Below are 19221 nucleotides of genomic sequence, written 5' to 3'. Positions count from 1 at the left end.
CGACGCAGACCACACATGGGACTTGTTCGCACCTTCCTTAATGACTGAAGAATGCCAGAGATACAGGAAACGTTTGCATTCGACCGTTGAAGAAATTTACCTATGCAATATGAAAAACTACCGTCAAAAACCAACAAAAACGTCTAAAACAAGGTATTTCCCCGCAGTAACGCTTACGTTTTTATGACATAAATAATGGCAATTACCAGTCAAAATATATCAAAAAGTTGGGTTCTAAATGACGTAAGTTTGCGTTATATTATTTATAAATAAATGCTTTCTAACTGAACAAACGAATATGAATAGAAGACAGCGAAATTTCATTATCAGATGGTTGGAATTCAAAGGAGTCTCATACCTCCCATTCGGACAAGATGAGCTAAAATTAACTGAAGGAATTTACCTGGAAACATCGATAGGCCAAGCTAAACAACTCAAAGTAGATATAAAGAAACTTTGGGAGCATCAAGCAATTGCTCTAGATAACATCTCATGGCTCTCACCAAAATTAGAAAGACAATGCAATTGGATTTGGGGTCAGCTCGTCATTGAGTTTAAGCAGAAAACTAAAGAAATTTACTTACCTCCAACATTTTCATTTGATACATATGCATTCACAACAAAAGATCGTTATCAGTCTATTATTGATTTTTTTGATTATCTGAATGTACCTATGGCTGAAAAGCTCAGAAAAGTAGAACAGCTCAAAAAAAACTGGGTTGAAAATGCCCCCCAAAGGGCAAAAATAGACTGGCTTGATATAGACAACAAAGAGCAATGCGATTGGATTTGGGAACACTCTAGCAAGCTATTTGACAACATTTTTCTGTTAGCACCACGGGATAATAAAGAAAAATATCATGACGCCATTCTACTTTATGACACCTTTTTAGGAGTATTCGATAAAGATAAATTAAAAAAGCTCAAGAATGGCTGGGCCCAACAGAAATCTAGGACAAACCAGAAACAAAAAGGTGTGATAAGCGAGAAAAGCCTAAATAAAGTTCGCAAACAGGCTAGCAAGTTGAGCATTACACCTGATGAGTTAATAGAAAAGTTGCTGTTAGACTAACTAAAGCTCAATGACCAAATGGTGGGCAATACGGTGGGCACTGTTCATTCACGCTTAAAAAATATACAACAACTATATGTTTTTAAAAGAATTCATAAAATAGACCACAAGAAGATCCAAAACGTGGAGTGATGTTTTAACATTCATAAGTACAGCATAAAGCCTCATTTTTTGAGGCTTTTTTGTTTTCAGAAGATTTCAGGTCTTTGCCTCTGTTTTCAACCAACTGGTGAGTTTAGTGGTGAGTAGGATTGATCTAGTATGCCCTTAAATGGTGAGTAACTTTCCATACCTAAGGAGAACTATATGGGCAAGCTCAATGCACGCAAAGTCGCCGCTTTGGCCAAAGATGAACCACGCAAAACCGCAGATGGTAATGGCCTCTACTTCGTTGTACCCGCCTCTGGAGAACCTTTTTGGATCTTGCGATTTTCAATCAACGGTTGTCGTCCAGAAATGACAATTGGATCTTATCCAGAACTATCCCTTGCAGATGCACGAGATGCGGCCTTCACGATCTTTTTATATGTTAATTGTAAATTGAAACGTTTGTTTGAATAAGGGCTGAATTTGAGCTCTTCTGACGACCGGCTCAGCGTTTAAATAACGCCTTGGATCTATGGTGATAAATCCCCAAAACTGTAAAAATCGCTTAATAAACCTGGATTCAATGAGCATGCTTAAGGTTCTTTCTGGCGCGAAGTAATCATCTGTAGAGAATGCCTGTAGTAAATCGGGGAAAGCAGTCATCACCTCTTTAACAAGCTGCTCCACATTGTTGTGACACTGAATGCGCCACAGCATAAATAACCAAAATGGTCGCAAGTCGACATCGTATTCAAAGCCGTCCATATACCCCCAGTTATATTTGCTGATTGCGGCTTCTAACATAGGTTTGAAGAATGCTTGTATACTTAAAGCCTGATACTGTTGTTGTGCTAACTTTTTGACATGGTAGCGACCGCTGCGGCGATAAATAATGCTGCTAATTTCGGCTAGCACTCGGGTGTAGTGCAGGGCATTAAATTTATCTTCGTTACTGCCCGCAAACTCGCTGATGCTAATATTTTGTGGGAACTGAGCAACGGCAAACTCAGGCAATAACTCACTGGCCTGTTTGACCAACTTAGCCGGTAAGTTGCCTTTACTCGTGGCTTTGAATGACCCATCTTGCGCCATAGCCTCATCAAGAATAAGAGCTAAATAGCGCATCACAGGACTGGCTAAAAGCGCATCTGGTGTGCTGATTGTCACCCACTGTAATTCATCAAAAGGCGCATAAAGCCAATTGGCCATTTGCGTTGGTGTTACACCACAAAAATCGGGATGAGGTTGATTATTACGATCCTGCACTTTGTGCTGTAAAACAGTGTTGAGTTCATCAAGGCTCAAATTGGGGTTCATTGCCAGCATGGTGTCAATATCATCAAATATTTGGGCATGTTGCTTGGAGACACTGCTCATACAACAACGTTTAAACTTTTTACCACTGCCACAATGGCAAGGATCGTTTCGGCCAAGCTTCATGTTGTCCCTTCTTATTATTATAGAAAAAGCGCTTCATTTTCTTGTTTACGCTGGTTCAATGTATGAGTAATAGCAGACACTGTGATTTTACTTACCCCTTGCTGCTTTGCTAGATGAGCAAACTGACTGATGGCTTCTGCGACTTCTTCAATAACTTGCCTCACCTCATTCCAATTGGCAAAGCCTGCGCTGGCAGCCAGCTTTTGCATTAGCTTAAGCGGTGGCGCTTTGCCATAACCTCCAAAGGCAGTGGCATGTTCGTTAAATGGATGTGGGCTGTAGGTAACATCGTAAAAAGGTGCAGGATTCCATTGGCCATCGTCCGTTTGCAAAAAAGCCCAGTTTTTACTGTGATCGTCTTGGTTAGACGACAGCAGGTTAAAAATGGCACGGCGAAATTGCAGTTGCCCAGCGGCTGGAGATTTACACAGCTGTCGGCTGGCTTTGATTAAATCAATATAATCTAAACTTGGCGTTCGGAAGTCTGCATCAAGCAATCCGCAGGCGCTGTGCATATGCAATCGGCCTGAACTCAGTTGACTGCCTGAGTCGGCCTGTTCAGTGATATAATCAAAACGCTTGAGTGCTAACCACGCAGGCGCACCGCTTGTATGCGGCGCTTCAATAAGTTGCCAAATTGGCGGTTGGCACTTTGCTTGCTCGGCCATTTGCAAATAAACCGCCTCGCACAAACCTTCTTCATGTCCGAGCGCTAGATTCTTCGAGGTAAACTTAATCAACCAAGCTTCATCACCGGGCTGTGCAAAGGTTCGACAATGCCGAGTTTCCCCAGCAGGCGTATAAATCTGCGCCTTTGGTCTTGCACCACCCGAACTACCTCCGGCGACTAATGCGGCCAACACGTGTTGAGTATGCCCATCTAACTCATCTTGGTTGTCGTCCATATAATCTGACATTGAAGAATCGAACAGTGTTTGTGCTTCTAAACCCAAGGTTGCTAAATCAATGTCAGCGTGCGTCGTGGCTGAAAACTCAGATACCGGAGAAAAAGAGAGCGCTCCCATACCTTTATCACCGACAAAAGCCAGTCTATCCATTGCTGTTAATTGATTAGGCAGAATGCCTTTTTGCCGGAAAATACGATCTTGTAACAGCATGCCCCAACCATCGGGCAAACAATCCCCGAATACACCATGCACACCTTGGTGTGGCTGTTTAGGTGCGGCTTGTACTTGTGTGCTTGCCTGAATAGTAAAAGGCGATAAATTGCCAAACTGCTGCAAATAGCTGTCTGCATACTGAAAAAAAACGCCTTGTCGATTCTGAGCCAAAACCCCTACAGTGACCTGCTCACCTGAGCTTAACGTACGGGATATGGTGAGTTTTTGAATGGGTTTAAAACTCATCTTTTAGCACCTCATCAATGCTAGATGGTGTAGAAACGCGTTCTTTACTTGGTAGCGTGAGCTGATAGAGCCTATCCAATGAGTCGAGGGTCTGCCAAAGCAACAGCAATTGACGAAATGAAATTTGCCCAGTCAGCTCAAACTTCTTAATAGTGGCCGCTGGGACGCAGCTTCGCTCTGCCAGTGCTGTTCGTGACAGCTTCGCTCGTTGACGTAACTCTCGTAAATAAGCCGCATAGGCTTGGCTTACATCGATATCATCAAGTAAAGTAAAATTCATTCGCAATGACTTATTGGATACAGTTATGTCCATTGTATAGGAAAATAACCAGAAATGGCTATTATTGTATCCAATAAGTGCGGTGGTGTTGAAAGTTCACTCGATCAAGCCTTCCGAAACTGTTATTTTTGAACCCAACTGTAGAGTGAAAACGGCATTGTTTTTCCGTACTCATAACCAAGAAGTGCTACCAAGATTTAGTAAAAGCCATAGGTTAGTGGTAGGTTGTTTGGTGGTGGAGGCAGCCATTTTTGAACGGTTTATTTTTATAATTTATTGATTTTTAAAGGGTCTAGTCTGCTGCTCAATAAGCAGTTCCTGAACCTAGAATAATGTTCCGCGCTGTAAAAAATGTTCAAAAATCCAGCAAACCCCCTTCAGTAAGGGGCTTTGTCATTTCTAACTCTTACCTAATAGCTGGTCGCCGCAAATGAACACTAAGACCGGAGGCAGGGCCTAATAGCGCAAACCCTGCATTGAACAGTGGCCAACTGCAGCAAACTCATCAGCGAACCCGGCTTACCAACAGCGCCATGCTGCCGCAGGCTAACAGTACCCATCCCAAGTGCTGCACCGCGCCTGCCAGAGCAAGGCCGCTGCCGATGAGTAAGTAGTACATCAAGCCGAACAGGGCACCGGCGCTGCCAGCCTGCTGTCGGTACTGAGCCAAGGCCATGCTGAGCACATTGGGGATAGCTATTCCGAATGCCATAACCACGAGTAGCATAGGCGCCAGAAACCCGATGGAGTTCAGCGAGAGTTGTACTCCTATGGCTCCCAGAAGCAGCAGTAAAGCGGCGCCTTGCAAGAGCTTGCCTTGAGAGACTCCCTTGGAGATCAGGCATTTATTGCTGTAGCTGCCAACCAGTGAGCCCAGGCCAAGGATCAGGCCGCTGTAACCAAACTGTTCCGGCGTGAACCCAAGCCTGGCAAAGTTGAATCCACCGAGTTGGTAGTAAGAAAACAGGGCGACATTATAGGCAGTGACCAAGAGTGCAGATTGCCAGATTTGCCTGTCACCGAGCATACGTTTACTCAAGGCGACCAGTTGCAAACTCTGCCTGCTGGTTTGGGTTTCCGGCAGCCTGATAAAACAATAGGCGAATAATCCCAAGGCCATAATAAACAAAGCCAAAAACACCGCATGATGACCACCCACCTTGACCAATTGGCCACCGGAAAACATGCCGATAACCGGGCTGATGGCAATCCCAAGTCCCATCACACTAAACACTTTCGCCAACTCTTCGCCGCTGAAGGCGTCACGCAGCATGGTTTGGGTGACGATAGAGCCGACGGCAATACCAAAAGCGCTGCAGGCTCTGGCGGCCATCAGCACGGCGAAGCTGGTTGTTGACATGGCCACCCAGGCTGCGACGCCATAGATAAAGAGTCCCAGCAACATGGCCGGGCGACGGCCGCAACTGTCGGCCATTATGCCCCACACGGCCACGCCCAAAGCGAAAGCCAGGAAATAAACCGATAGGGTTTGCGCCGCCTGAGGGTAGGACACGGCAAATGTCTGCGAAATCGCCCCCAGGGCCGGGCTGTAAATGGTTTCCACTATTTGCGGAAACATCAGTAGCGCCAGCATCAAGCATAGCGAAGGTTTAGTTTTCATCTCTTATCCTTATCACAATCAAGCAAGCTGCGAACCACGCCTTGCATCCAGGCTTGATTCGCGCTTTTCCGAGGCGGCGCGCAGTGTATACTCGTGATGAAACGGCACGTTAACGACATAAAGACAAGAAACATCAAAATAGGGACATCATGGCGATTATTGAGCAGGAAACTGAGTTCGATGCGGATACCTTTCCAGCCAGCGTTATCGGCATTGCGGCCGATGTTGGCCAGCACGATTCGGGCATGCACCAACACCATAAAGGGCAACTGCTTTATGCCCCCCACGGCTGCATGAGCTTTGCATTGGAGAACGCCATCTGCATCTTGCCACCCACCAAAGCCGTGTGGATCCCGCCCGGTATTTCGCACCGCGCGGTAATGACCAATGTGGTGGCCTATCGTTCTTTGTATTTTGATTGCGCCAGGTTCAACACTCCGGCTGAGCTTCGCATGATAGAGGTCAACGCCCTCTTGAAAGCCTTGATAGACAAAATGGCGCTGTGGCCGTGGAACACGTCGGAGTCGGATATGGTCAATAGCAGTGCGTTATTTTGGGAAGAGTTTTATGCCGCCAAGAAACATTCATTTCAGTTGCCACTGCCACAGGATCGCAGGTTTCGCCGATTCCGCCAGCAGCTTATCAAGGAAGCGTTTCTCGCGCCTGATATAGGCCGGCTTGCCGGCAGTGTCGGCGCCAGCACCAAGACAGTCACCCGGTTATTCAAGGCTGAAACCGGTATGACTTATCAGCAATGGCGCCAACAGTGGCGCCTTTTGAAGGCCATCGAACTCCTATCCGGCGCCAGAACAGTCAGCGAGGTGGCCCACAATCTGGCGTTTTCTTCCGACAGCGCCTTCATTGCCTTTTTTAAAAAGCAGACGGGCCAAACGCCTTTGAGCTTTATTCAGAATTCAATCAATTAAGGACGGTGTGAACAAGCCTCATGCGTATTCTGCGCCGGCTCATAAAATTGAATGCAAGGCTTGCTGCAGAAGCACAAATCCTTTGTAAACAGTGGGAATGGATGAATAACTTCCATAGGCGTTCCTTGCCAGAGACCACTGGGTATCGTTATAAATAACTCATTGACGCCAGGTCCCGCTCACGAGGCTACTGCAGGCAAGTTGTTGAAGCGTTGGCTGGCGTCAAGGTGTTAAACAAAGTCATAAGATTCGGCATGCCTGTTCGCCAGACCATCTTATGTTCCGGTGGTCAACTAAATACACTTTTGAATCCATGCACTATAGTGACCAGGATGTCATCAGAAGCGGTAGTCTACGCTCAGGTACAGTTGCTGGGTGTTGTCCAGCGCATATTTACCTGTGTCTATCTTGTTGTCATAGTCTTGCTTCAGGTAGCGATAACCTATCTCGGTATTGAGGTTGTCGTTCAACTTATACACAAGACCTGTCTGACCACCCCAGACAAAATTATTATCTGATCCCAGAGCGCCGCTGTCCGGTGAGGTGTGGTTAATCCCCGCGCTGGCACCGACAAACCAGTTCAGCTTGTGGGCCTGATCCAAACCTACCAGATAGTCATAGGAAACCAGTCCCATCTGCTGCTTGGCGAAGTCATCGCTGTTGTAGCTATAGGTGGCGTACAGGCGTTGTTTGGGGGTCAGGAAGGCACCACCGCGCACCATGTAGACAGCGTTGCGATCATCATCGCTGAACTTGCCGCCATCAATGGGCTTGTGAGAGTAGTCGTTTTGCTGCGCGCCGACACCACCGCCGACAAACCAGTCAGCAGCAAAGGAAGGGGCTGAGAAAGCGAGAGCCGCAGCGGAAGCCAGTATTAGAGATTGAATTTTCATAATTTACTCCTTGATCCGGGAAAGACCGGATGGCTGTTTTAAGCCGGGTCAACTTGTGTTCATCGGCAGGTTAGGGCCGTTTTGCTGAACTTTGACTGAATGAGAGCCGGAAGAGACTTTTTATCGTATAAGTTAGGTTTTTGTGTTAAAAAACTTGATGTTAGAAATGGCAATTGTTGATAGCCCGTGATGGGGTTGTGGTTGGAAATGGGACTATTAACCTGAGGGAAAAGGGATGAGACTGGTATTTGTACACGGCTGGAGTGTGACCTCCACAGAGACCTATGGTTATTTGCCCCAGGCATTGGCCAAGCTGGCAGACACTGAGCTTGAGGTGAGTCATCTGCACCTGGGGCGTTATATCAGTTTTCAGGACCAAGTGAAGCTGGAGGACGTTGCGCTGGCTTTCGAGGCTGCCAGACGTGAAGTGCTGGGGGATGAGCCTTTCGCGGTGATCACCCACAGCACTGGCGCGGCCGTGATACGTTGTTGGTTGGAGACTTTCTTTGGAGCCCAAAAGCTGGCGGCTTGTCCCGTGACTCATATGATCATGCTGGCACCGGCCAATCACGGCTCAGCCTTGGCACAGCTTGGCAAGTCGCGCCTTGCCAGGATTAAGGCCTGGTTTGATGGATTGGAGCCAGGGAAGAAGATCCTTGACTGGTTGGAGCTGGGCAGCCTGGGGCAGGCTGCTTTAAGTCAAGCCTGGCTTAACTATGATTTTGAAGTTGCTAGGCTTTGGCCCTTGGTGCTGACTGGCGAAAGCATAGATGCATCCCTCTATGATTATCTCAACTCCTATACCGCTGAGCCTGGCTCGGATGGTGTGGTGCGGGTCGCGGCGGCGAATATGAATTATGCTCGGCTGCAATTGGTGGAGCAGGCTCAGGAATGTGACAGTTTTGATGGTGCCTGCGTGGCCAAGCTGGTGCCGGCAAGTTTCATTCAGGCTCCTGCCAGTGGCTTTGGCATTATTCCCCGGGCCAGTCACAGCAAAGAAAAAATGGGGATCATGCGTTCTGTCAGTCGCAGAAATGCCACTAACAAGCCGGTGGTGCAGGCGATTCTTAATTGGTTAAAAGTCGACTCGGTAGAGGCTTATCGTCATGCCTGTCAGGAGTTTGCGCGGCAAACCCAAAGCCGGGCTACCAAGAAGCGTTACACTATGTTGGTGATTCGGGTGTGGGATGATACCGGCGCCGCCATAGAGGATTTCGATTTCTATCTGCTCAGTGGCGAGCAGTATCTGCCGGGTATTTTGCCTAAGGGCTTTATGCAGGATAAACAGCGCAATCAGCAGAGCCGCAACTGCCTGACTCTGTATCTGGATGCCGCCAAGATGCAGACCCTGCCTCAGGGTAAAATCGGTTTTAAGCTGGTACCGCGCCCCGATGATGGCGGCTGTTATTATCGCGCGGCTGAGTTCCAGTCTGATGCCGGCGCGGTATCCAGGCTGCTGAAGCAAGACGCCACTTTGGAAGTGGATCTCTTGCTTAAGCGGCATCGTGATGGCGGGCTGTTTACCCTTGTCAGCCCTGAAGAGGGCGGCGATTTTTCCCGCTTACCTCCCCAGGGGGAACTTGCCGAGATTTGATGGCTAATTTTTTACAGTACTCCTGCTGGCCACAGACCTTGGTCCTCTTGACATTGTTCCGGGCGCTCCCTAGTCTGCTTGAACAATAGTCAAGGTGGTAAGCAATGGAAATCAAGTATCAGTTAAAGCCCGCCGCAGAGCGTCGCTCAGAGCAGTTTTGTCCTGAAGGTAATGTTGGCTTTGGTCGTCTGCGCACCGACCATATGTTCATGATGGATTATTATGATGGCGAATGGCGGGATCCCCGCATCGTCCCCTACGGTCCGTTTGAGATGGCTCCCGGCGCGATGGCGCTGCATTATGGTCAGAGTATTTTTGAGGGCGCCAAGGCCTTTATGCATGAAGACGGTGAGATTTATACTTTCCGGCTCAACAAGAATGCCGAACGCATGAACCGCTCTGCCGATATCGTCTGTATTCCCAATATTGATGAAGCGATGCAGCTTAAGGCGATCAACGCCCTTATCGATGTCGACCGTCTCTGGTTCCCCATGCAGGAAGGGGCTTGCCTCTATATCCGGCCCTTTATTTTTGCCACCGAAGACAGACTGTCAGTCAGCCCGGCTAACCGCTACACCTTCTGTGTGGTGATGAGTCCCAGCGGCGCCTACTATGGTGAGAGTCTCAACGCCATTCGCCTGCTGATCAGCAAAGAATTCCATCGTGCGGTATCCGGCGGTACCGGAGCCTCCAAGGCTGCCGGCAACTATGCTGCTTCCCTGCGTGCCGGTAAGGCCGCCGCGGCTCACGGTGCTTCCCAGGTGTTGTATCTGGACTCGACCAATGAATATATCGAAGAAGCCGGAGCGATGAACCACTTCCATATTCTCAAGGATGGTACAGTGATCATCCCTGAGTTTACCGATACCATACTCAAGTCGATCACCTCTCAGTCAATTATTGAGCTGGCGCCACTGCTTGGCTGTGATGTCCGCCAGGAGCAGGTCAAGCTTGATGATTTTATCGCAGGTGTCGAATCAGGCGAGATCATCGAAGCCGGCGGTTTCGGCACAGCGGCCGTGGTTTCTCCGGTCGGCTCCTACATTTTTGAAGATGGCCGGGTGGTTACTGTCGGGGACGGCAAGGTGGGTGAACATGTCAGCCGCATCTATAAAGTTTTCACCGAAATCCAGAAAGGGCACAGACAAGGCCCACAAGGCTGGGTCTGCAAAGTGCCCAGGCAGGAAAAGGCATAAGCCAATAACCCACCATTGATAAAAACGCGGTCATTTGAGCCGCGTTTTTTACGAGCTGATTTTATTTTCGGCTGAGTAAGGCTTGTGCTTGCACTTCTGTCATCGGGCGTCCCAACAGGAAGCCCTGGGCCTGATCGCAGCCCTGGGCGGCAAGGAAATTCAGTTGAGCCTGGGTTTCAACCCCTTCGGCCACCACCTGTAACTCCAGGCTGTGAGCCAGGACTATGATGGCGCTGGTAATGGCGGCATCGTCAGGATCTTTGGTGATATCGCGGACAAACTCACGGTCAATTTTTAAGGTATCCAGCGGGAAACGCTTGAGATAGGCCAGACTGGAGTAGCCGGTACCGAAATCATCGACCGCCAGGCTTAATCCCAGCCCTTTCAGTTGATTGAGTATTTCCACCGATTCCAATGGTTGTTGCATCACCGCTGACTCTGTCAGTTCAATCTCAAGTAGATCAGCGGCCAGACCATGCATGGCAAGAGCCACTTCTATGCTGGAAATAATGTCTGACTGCAGCTGTTTGGCAGAGAGATTGATCGCTATCGGAACTGCTTCCAGCCCTTGATTCTGCCAGCGCTCCAGTTGACTGCAGACACTCAGTAGTACCCACTGACCTATGGCGTTGATCTGGCCGGTTTCCTCGGCCAGCGGAATAAACTCCGCCGGAGAAATAGGCCCAAGCTCCTGGCTTTCCCAACGCAGCAGGGCTTCCATGCCGGTGAGTTTGCCGCTATGGACGCAGAATTTGGGTTGATACAGCAGGTAGAATTCATCGCGATCCAGCGCCTGTTTCAGCCCGGCTTCCAGCTGCACATGGCGCACCGCATAGGCGTTGAGTTTAGCTGTATAGAACTGGAAGTTATTGCGTCCCAGTGACTTGGCATGGTACATGGCGGTGTCGGCAAACTTCAGCAGCTCCAGCGCCTCTTCGGCATCATCCGGATAGAGGCTGATGCCTATGGATGGTGAAACATTGAGGCTGAAATTCTCCAGTGAGAAGGGGCGATCAAACGCCGCCAACAGTTTTTCGGCGATGACTGTCGCCGCCTCGGTTTTTTGCAGCCCTTCGAGAATGATGATGAACTCATCACCACCCAGACGGGCAACAGTATCCCCATCTCTTATCGCTTGGGTCAGTCTGGAGGAAACCGCTTTCAGCAGTTGATCGCCCACATGATGGCCCAAAGAATCGTTAATGTGTTTGAATCTGTCCAGATCCAGGAACAGCAGGGCGACCAAGTTACGGTTTCGGTGCGCCTGGCGCAGGGCATGATCCAACCTGTCCTGGAACAGAGTGCGGTTGGGCAGGCCTGTGAGCTGATCATAGTTGGCCAACAGGCGCAGATCTTCCTCGGCCTGTTTGCGGTCTGTGATATCGGTAAATACCACCACGAAATGGCTGGCTTCGCCCTGGCTGTTGAGCACCTGATTGACTTCCATCCACACCAGCAGCGGCTGCTTGCAGTGGGTGCGGATCTGCACTTCACCGGACCAGTGTTTTTGGTTCAGCAATTGATGCTCTATCTGTTGATAGAAGCTTCTGTCATAGAGGCCACGGGTCAGGAACAGGAAAGGTTTACAGGCGATCTGCTGTTCGCTGAAGCCTGTTGTGCTGCAAAATGCCGGATTGACCGAGATGATGCGGTAGTTGAGATCGCAAACCACCACAGACTCATTCATGCTTTCCAGCACCTGGGATGATAGCCGCAGCGCTTCTTCCTGACCGCGGCGCATACTGATATCTGTGAAAGTGCCCGCCAGGCGCAATGGCTTGCCGTTACGGTCGCGCTCGACGATCTTGCCGCGATCCAACACCCAGCTCCAGTTGGCGTCGGTGAGTTTGATACGATACTCGGCCTCGAAGAATTCGGTATCTCCCTGCAGGTAGCTCTCCAGTGCCGCTTGAACCTGGGGCCTGTCATCGGGATGCACCAGTGCCATCTGCCTACTGGCGTTGGTTTCCGCCGGTGCTTCCGAGCCTTGTTTGGGGCCGGTAATGAAGAAGCGATCATCTTCCAACTGCCAGTCCCACATGCGGTCACCCGAGCCCCATAGCGCCAGTTTCAGCCTTTCTTCGGAAAGTTGAATGTTGGACTGGGTTTGCTGTTCGAGGCGGCGTTGAGCAAGGAAATGTCTTAGCCAGAGGCTAAACAGTATCAGTGTCAGTGTCAGGTAAAACAGATACGCCTGAGTGGTGCGGTAAAAGGGGGCTGGTACCGTGAGTTTTAGCAGTAGCTGTTCCTGTCCTTCAGGGTTGTGTTGTAACTGATGGCGGACAAACAGCCGATAGTTGCCAGGCGCCAAGTTGGTATAGCTGATTTCGTGCAGCGACTGGGCCGGGTGCCAGCTTTTGTCCCAGCCTTCAAGAAAAAAGCTGAATCTGTGGCGTTGGGGATAGGCAAAATCCAGTGCTGAGATCTCAAAGCTTACCAACTGCTCGCTGTAAGGAATCGTCAATTCGGGAACGTGACCAAGATCCAGCCGTGGGAAATAGCTGTTGCCCATGCGGTAACCTGCCAGGGCCAGTTTAGGTTGTTTGCGAACTTTGGGGACTTGTTGAGGAGAGAAATGGTTTAATCCATTGATGCCACCAAACCAGATACTGCCATCCTTATCCTGCCAACTGACATTGCCGTTGAACTCCAACGCCTGCAATCCTTCATGTTCATTGAAAGTCAGCACCTTTTCCTTGTCGACGGCAAAGCGACTGATCCCTGAATTACTGCTGAACCAGAGGTCGCCACTCTCGTCTTGCTCAATGGCATAGACGGTATTGCCCGGTAATCCCTGATTACGGTCGAAGTGTTGCAGCTCACCTTGACGCAAGCGGCTGAGCCCGCCGTGAGTAGCAAACCAGATATTGCCGTCTTTGTCTTTGAGTATGTCCCGCACCATGGGATTGACCAGACGATCACCGCGGATGATCTGCTGTTGACCTGTGTCAGGTTGCAGCCAATAAGCTCCGTTGGTCGTACCGACCCAGATGCCGTTATTGGCTGTGGTCAGACTGAGGATCATTTGCTCTTGTGGGCCATCTTCAAGATACTCGTTGACAAAGTGAGCTTGGAATCCCCTGGTTTCCGGGTTGAAATGGTATAGGGTGTTGCCGACACCGAGCCAGATATGCTCATCTGGACTGATGAGCAAATCACGAATAGCGGGTTTGTTACCCGGAGGACGATAGAGCTGCATTTCGCCGCTGTTGTTCAGGCTTATCAAGCCGCCACTGCTGGCCAGCCACAATCTTTGGTGACTGTCTTGGGCAATCGCACTCACGGTGAGATCCAAAAAGGATTCATCCTGGCCGAACAGCTTGGCAAGCTGACTGTGGTGGGAAACAAAGCGGCCATCGGCTGTTATATGAAATAAGCCGGCCCTATCAGTGCCCAAATATAGCAGGCCGTCTTTAGCGCGCAATATAGCGCGGATATTATTGTTCCGCTGACGCTCCAAGGGTTGTTGATTGTTGTAGATATGCTTGAAGTATTGCCGGGCCAGGTTCACCTTGTCTATGCCGGAAAATAGGCTGCCAATCCACAAAATCCCGTTATTGTCCTGCAGCAGGCTGTAGACATCATTATCACTGAGGCTGTTGGGATCCGATGGGTCATAGCGATAGTGTCTGGCTTGCCACTGACCTTCTTTAAGCTGTAGTTGGATAAGTCCTGTCTGTTGCCCACCAAGCCAGATGTCACCTCTGTTGTCGAAGATAAATTCGAGAATGCCCCGATTGGGTTTGGGTAAACGATAGATAAGCTCTGGGTTGTTCAAACCCGGCGGATAACGCCAGAGTGCGTCATCAATTGCCAGCCACAGGGCGCCATCTTCGCTTTGGCGCGCCTGTACCGGATGTCCATGTTCGGCATCGGGTAAGGGCAGGGGCTTGAGTCCTTCATTACGCAAAAGCAGCAAACCATCACTCTGGCTGCCAATCAGCAAGGCATCTTTGCCTATGGGGGTCAGCACTTGGATATCTGTGCTGATATTTTGCCTCAGTGACAGCTCATGCAATTCGTCGCTGTCAGTATCCAGGGCGTAGAGTCCATTGCCGCTACCGATCCAGAGTGTTTTGCCTACCAGAGCCAGGCGGTTAATTTTTTTGCTGTTGAGCCCCTGGTCGCGGCCAATGGGAGTGAATACACCTGTTTGTAGATCCAGGCGGTTCAAGCCACCATTGAAGGTGCCTATCCAAAGTTGCCCCTGGTCATCCTGCAGTATGTCGGTGACATGATTATCCGACAATGTCTGGCTGTGGTAGGGGTCATGCTGAAACAGGGTAAAGTCGATGCCGTTGTAACTATGTAACCCATCCTGGGTGCCAATCCACAAGATACCGGCCTTGTCCTGATAGAGGCTGGTGATGCTGTTTTGGTTAAGGCCATTCATGCTGCTGACATGCTGAAACTTGAGCTGGGGTACAGGTTCAGCCCTGAGATCAAACAGGCAGACAGATAACAGCAGAGCGGCGAGTAGGCAACAGATCCGCGACAAGAAATCCTCTTCTTTGGTGGCTTTGGTTAGTGATAATGTAACCATTCTTTATGGGGGAGGGCTGACAGGCGTTCCAAGGCATTATTGAAACTGTGCAGGCCAATGTTGACCTATCTTCTGCTTCCTTCCAATGTTTGCCTTGTATAAACATCCATCAGTCTCGCAGAGTCAGTAAATTCCTAATACAGAATGGTATTACTTATAACAGATTTCTTTTCTCTGTTTGGCAAACTTTATATTGCATGGTTGCAAATTGGAATGAAAAAAGGCCCCGCCGGAAGGGAGGAAGCGGAGCCTTTACAAAAGGGAAGCGGCAATCAATTACTTAACAGGGGGATTGCCTTGAGCTAAAGCTCAACTGAATTTTAGCAGCCGCGGTCCGGAATCCGGACCTGACCTTCCATCAGAATGCGCGCCGAGCGACTCATGATGGCTTTGGTCACCTGCCATTGGCCGTCCTTGAATTCGGCCTCGGCGCCGACTTTCAAGGTGCCTGATGGGTGGCCGAAGCGTACCGAACTGCGCTCACCGCCGCCGGCCGCCAGGTTAACCAGGGTGCCCGGGATAGCTGCGGCCGTGCCTATGGCCACTGCCGCCGTGCCCATCATGGCGTGGTGCAATTTACCCATCGACAAAGCGCGAACCAAGAGGTCGACATCGGTTTCGGCCAGCTGTTTGCCACTGGAAACCTGATGCGCCTGCGGTTTGGCCACAAATGCTACCTTGGGAGTGTGTTGGCGGGTTTCGGCTTCGGATAGCTCCTTAATCAACCCCATCGCCAGCGCGCCGTGTGCCCTAAGCAGCTCAAAGCGAGCGAGCGCCTCGGGATCGCCGTTGATCTCCGGCTGTAGTTCGGTGCCTTGATAGCCGAGATCGGCGGCATTGACGAAAATGGTCGGGATCCCGGCATTGATCAGCGTTGCCTGAATTTTGCCACTGGGGTGTACTTGGGTGGGAACCGTCAGCTCATCCACCAGCTTGCCGGTAGGGAACATGGCGCCGCCGTCTTCACCGTCATCGGCGGGGTCGATAAATTCCAGCACGATTTCGGCGGCGGGGAAGGTGACACCGTCGAGCTCAAAGTCACCGGTTTCCTGCACTTCACCGGCGCTGACCGGCACCTTGGCGATAATGGTCTTGCCAATATTGGCTTGCCAAATCCGCACTTCGCAGATGCCGTTTTCCGGTACCCGTTCCGGGGCCACCAGACCGGCATGCAGGGCAAAGGCGCCGGCCGCGGTGGAAAGGTTGCCGCAGTTGCCGCTCCAGTCGACGAAGGGCTTATCTATGGAGACCTGACCATAGAGGTAGTCCACGTCGTGACCGGGAACCTGGCTGGCATTCATGATCACGCATTTGCTGGTACTCGAGGTAGCGCCGCCCATACCGTCTGTATGTTTGCCGTAGGGGTCCGGGCTACCGATGACTCGCATCAACAAGGCATCGCGGGCCGGGCCGGGCACTCTGGCCGTCTCGGGCAGATCGTCCAGGCGGAAGAACACCCCCTTACTGGTGCCGCCGCGCATATAGGTGGCGGGAATTTTTATCTGTGGTTTAAATGCCATGGCATTGGATCCTTTGAGATAAATATTTTTATCAGTCGGCCATAACCTTGGCTATGGCCGACTTGGTCACGCATCAAGGGCCGGCTTAAACATTGCCCTGCAAGAAGTCCTGTGCGAAACGCTGCAGCACTCCACCGGCTTCATAGATGGTCACTTCTTCGGCGGTATCCAGGCGGCAGCGCACTGGTACTTCCACCGTTTCGCCATTGCTGCGATGCAGCAACAGGGTCAGAGTGGCACCGGGAGTGCGCTCGCCGAGAACGTCGAAGGTTTCTGTGCCGTCTATGCCCAGGGTCAGCCTGTCGGTCCCAGGGAAAAACTCCAGCGGCAACACGCCCATACCTATCAGGTTGGTTCGGTGAATGCGCTCGAAGCCTTCGGCCACAATTGCCTCGACTCCGGCCAGACGCACGCCCTTGGCGGCCCAGTCTCGGCTGGAGCCCTGGCCATAGTCTTTACCGGCTATGATGCACAGTGGTTGCTTGCGCTCCATGTAGGTTTCTATCGCTTCCCACATGCGTACCTGTTGCCCTTCGGGCTCGATACGGGCCAGCGAGCCCTGGATCACCTTGCCGCTATCGTCCTTGACCATTTCGTTGAACAGTTTGGGGTTGGCAAAGGTGGCCCGTTGGGCCGTCAGATGGTCACCCCTGTGGGTGGCGTAGGAGTTGAAGTCTTCCTCCGGCAGGCCCATCTTGGCCAGGTATTCGCCGGCGGCGCTGGATGGCAAAATGGCGTTCGATGGCGACAGGTGATCTGTGGTGATGTTGTCACCCAATACCGCCAGTGGCCGCATCCCCTTGAGTGCACGTTCACCGGCCAGGGCGCCTTCCCAGTAGGGGGGACGACGGATATAGGTGCTCATTGGGCGCCAGTCATACAGAGGGTCGACCCCATCACCGTATTCCACGGCGATATTGAACATGGGCTCATACACCTTGCGGAACTGCTCCGGCTTGACCGACGACTTGACGATGGCATCTATCTCTTCGTCGCTGGGCCAGATGTCCTTGAGGGTTACGGCGTTGCCGTTCTGATCTGTGCCGAGTGGGTCTTTCTCTATGTCGAAACGCACAGTCCCTGCAATGGCGTAGGCCACAACCAAAGGTGGCGAGGCCAGGAATGCCTGCTTGGCATAAGGGTGGATTCGGCCATCGAAGTTACGGTTACCGGACAATACCGCGGTGGCGTACAGATCTCTGTCGATCACTTCCTGCTGGATTTTGGGATCGAGCGCGCCGCTCATGCCGTTACATGTGGTACAGGCGAAGGCGACTATGCCAAAGCCCAGCTGTTCCAGGTAAGGCAATAGCCCTGCCTCGCGCAGATAGAGGTCCACCGCCTTGGAGCCGGGGGCCAGAGAGGTCTTGACCCAAGGCTTGCGTACCAGGCCTTTTTCCACTGCGTTGCGGGCGATAAGACCGGCAGCAATCACGTTGCGTGGGTTACTGGTGTTGGTACAGCTGGTGATGGCGGCAATGATCACGGCGCCGTCCGGCATCAGGCCTTCTTGCTGCTCTACCTTGCCGGCAATGCCTTTGGCGGCCAAGTCGCTGGTGGCCAAACGGGCATGCGGGTTGGAAGGACCGGCCATGTTACGCACCACGGAGGAGAGATCGAACTCCAGTACCCGCTCATATTCGGCGCCTTCGAGGCTGTCGGCCCACAGACCCGTGGTCTTGGCATAGTTTTCCACCAGCGCTACCTGGTCGTCATCACGGCCGGTGAGGCGCAGATAATCTATGGTTTGCTGATCGATATAGAACATGGCGGCAGTGGCGCCATATTCGGGAGTCATGTTGGAGATGGTTGCCCTGTCACCCAGGGTCAGGCTGGCGGCGCCTTCACCGAAGAATTCCAGATAGGCACCCACCACCCGCTCTTTACGCAGGAATTCGGTCAGCGCCAGCACTATATCCGTGGCGGTAATGCCGGGAGCGGCCTTGCCGGTCAGCTTGACGCCGACTATGTCCGGCAGGCGCATCCAGGAAGCGCGGCCGAGCATCACGCTTTCGGCTTCCAGACCACCCACGCCTATGGCGATCACCCCAAGGGCATCCACGTGTGGCGTGTGGCTGTCGGTGCCGACACAGGTGTCCGGGAAGGCTACGCCGTCGCGACTCTGGACCACGGGGGACATCTTCTCCAGGTTGATCTGGTGCATGATGCCGTTGCCGGGCGGGATCACATCGACGTTTTTAAAGGCCGTCTTGGTCCAGTTGATAAAGTGGAATCTGTCTTCGTTGCGTCTGTCTTCAACGGCGCGGTTTTTCTCGAAGGCATCCGCTTCAAAGCCGGGGTGTTCCACCGCCAGAGAGTGATCCACAATCAGTTGGGTCGGCACCACAGGGTTAACCTTGGCCGGATCGCCCCCCTTGTCGGCGATGGCATCACGCAGACCGGCCAAATCAACCAGTGCTGTTTGCCCGAGAATGTCGTGACACACCACCCGCGCCGGAAACCAGGGGAAGTCCAGATCCCGTTTGCGTTCGATAATCTGTTCGAGGAAGTCGTTGAGCCTGCCGGGCTCGGCGCGGCGTACCAGGTTTTCGGCCAACACCCGCGAGGTGTAGGGCAATTTGGCATAGGCTCCGGGGCTGATGGCCTCGACTGCGGCGCGGGTATCGAAATACTCGAGGCTGGTGCCGGGCAGGGGAATTCGGTAATTGGTATTCATGAGTT

At 51.5% G+C, this 19221-nt stretch carries 13 protein-coding genes and 1 pseudogene; 6 read left to right on the top strand and 8 right to left on the bottom strand.

All coding sequences use genetic code 11. The features are described from left to right. Nucleotides 1–298: 298 nt before the first annotated feature. Together WKR14_RS18885 and WKR14_RS18880 are read left to right on the top strand one after the other, a co-directional pair. Nucleotides 299–1072, top strand: coding sequence for a hypothetical protein (locus tag WKR14_RS18885; protein ID WP_339087085.1), 774 nt, complete (start codon nucleotides 299–301; stop codon nucleotides 1070–1072). Between the two features lie 306 nt (nucleotides 1073–1378). Further along, nucleotides 1379–1633: an Arm DNA-binding domain-containing protein gene (locus tag WKR14_RS18880; protein ID WP_198552056.1), complete on the top strand. Its 255-nt coding sequence runs from the start codon at nucleotides 1379–1381 to the stop codon at nucleotides 1631–1633. Here the strand turns inward: WKR14_RS18880 and WKR14_RS18875 are convergent. The 4 genes from WKR14_RS18875 to WKR14_RS18860 form a co-directional block, all read right to left on the bottom strand. Continuing rightward, nucleotides 1595–2599, bottom strand: coding sequence for an SEC-C domain-containing protein (locus tag WKR14_RS18875; RefSeq protein WP_335921717.1), 1005 nt, complete (start codon nucleotides 2597–2599; stop codon nucleotides 1595–1597). The two genes, WKR14_RS18880 and WKR14_RS18875, sit on opposite strands and share 39 nt — an antisense overlap. Before the next feature lie 17 nt (nucleotides 2600–2616). Continuing rightward, nucleotides 2617–3966 (bottom strand): type II toxin-antitoxin system HipA family toxin, encoded by a 1350-nt coding sequence (locus WKR14_RS18870; protein ID WP_335921716.1) that lies wholly within the window; start codon nucleotides 3964–3966, stop codon nucleotides 2617–2619. Next, nucleotides 3956–4246 (bottom strand): helix-turn-helix domain-containing protein, encoded by a 291-nt coding sequence (locus WKR14_RS18865; protein ID WP_071476413.1) that lies wholly within the window; start codon nucleotides 4244–4246, stop codon nucleotides 3956–3958. Before WKR14_RS18865 ends, WKR14_RS18870 begins: the two co-directional genes overlap by 11 nt. A gap of 505 nt (nucleotides 4247–4751) precedes the next feature. Then, complete coding sequence (locus WKR14_RS18860; protein WP_335921715.1) at nucleotides 4752–5867, bottom strand: multidrug effflux MFS transporter; 1116 nt, start codon at nucleotides 5865–5867, stop codon at nucleotides 4752–4754. 149 nt (nucleotides 5868–6016) lie between these two features. On the opposite strand from WKR14_RS18860, the gene WKR14_RS18855 reads away from it, so the two are divergent. Together WKR14_RS18855 and WKR14_RS18850 are read left to right on the top strand one after the other, a co-directional pair. Further along, nucleotides 6017–6793, top strand: coding sequence for a helix-turn-helix transcriptional regulator (locus tag WKR14_RS18855; protein ID WP_335921714.1), 777 nt, complete (start codon nucleotides 6017–6019; stop codon nucleotides 6791–6793). Between the two features lie 86 nt (nucleotides 6794–6879). Next, nucleotides 6880–7065, top strand: a pseudogene (locus WKR14_RS18850) (IS5/IS1182 family transposase); the annotation flags it as partial. 66 nt (nucleotides 7066–7131) lie between these two features. On the opposite strand, the gene WKR14_RS18845 reads toward WKR14_RS18850, so the two are convergent. Continuing rightward, a complete protein-coding gene (locus WKR14_RS18845) occupies nucleotides 7132–7686 on the bottom strand; it encodes an outer membrane beta-barrel protein (RefSeq protein ID WP_287591323.1) in 555 nt (184 codons plus the stop codon). 235 nt (nucleotides 7687–7921) lie between these two features. On the opposite strand from WKR14_RS18845, the gene WKR14_RS18840 reads away from it, so the two are divergent. Together WKR14_RS18840 and WKR14_RS18835 are read left to right on the top strand one after the other, a co-directional pair. Then, nucleotides 7922–9280: an alpha/beta hydrolase gene (locus WKR14_RS18840; protein ID WP_335921713.1), complete on the top strand. Its 1359-nt coding sequence runs from the start codon at nucleotides 7922–7924 to the stop codon at nucleotides 9278–9280. 104 nt (nucleotides 9281–9384) lie between these two features. Beyond that, on the top strand, nucleotides 9385–10476 hold the full coding sequence (locus WKR14_RS18835) for a branched-chain amino acid aminotransferase (RefSeq protein WP_071476418.1): 1092 nt from the start codon (nucleotides 9385–9387) through the stop codon (nucleotides 10474–10476). A 61-nt stretch (nucleotides 10477–10537) separates the two neighbouring features. Here the strand turns inward: WKR14_RS18835 and WKR14_RS18830 are convergent, their stop codons facing one another. The 3 genes from WKR14_RS18830 to acnD all read right to left on the bottom strand — a co-directional run bounded on the left by WKR14_RS18830 (nucleotide 10538) and on the right by acnD (nucleotide 19216). Beyond that, on the bottom strand, nucleotides 10538–14974 hold the full coding sequence (locus tag WKR14_RS18830; RefSeq protein WP_335921712.1) for an EAL domain-containing protein: 4437 nt from the start codon (nucleotides 14972–14974) through the stop codon (nucleotides 10538–10540). Between the two features lie 365 nt (nucleotides 14975–15339). Then, entirely contained in the window at nucleotides 15340–16539 is a 1200-nt protein-coding gene (prpF, locus tag WKR14_RS18825; RefSeq protein ID WP_226685294.1) for a 2-methylaconitate cis-trans isomerase PrpF, read from the bottom strand. A gap of 85 nt (nucleotides 16540–16624) precedes the next feature. Further along, on the bottom strand, nucleotides 16625–19216 hold the full coding sequence (gene acnD / locus WKR14_RS18820; RefSeq protein ID WP_101095971.1) for a Fe/S-dependent 2-methylisocitrate dehydratase AcnD: 2592 nt from the start codon (nucleotides 19214–19216) through the stop codon (nucleotides 16625–16627). Between the last annotated feature and the right edge of the window lie 5 nt (nucleotides 19217–19221).

The sequence above is a fragment of the Shewanella chilikensis genome, assembly GCF_037953065.1.
GTDB lineage: Bacteria > Pseudomonadota > Gammaproteobacteria > Enterobacterales > Shewanellaceae > Shewanella > Shewanella chilikensis.
Note: the sequence above shows the minus strand (reverse complement) of the source record. Positions and strands in the feature narration are given on the sequence as shown.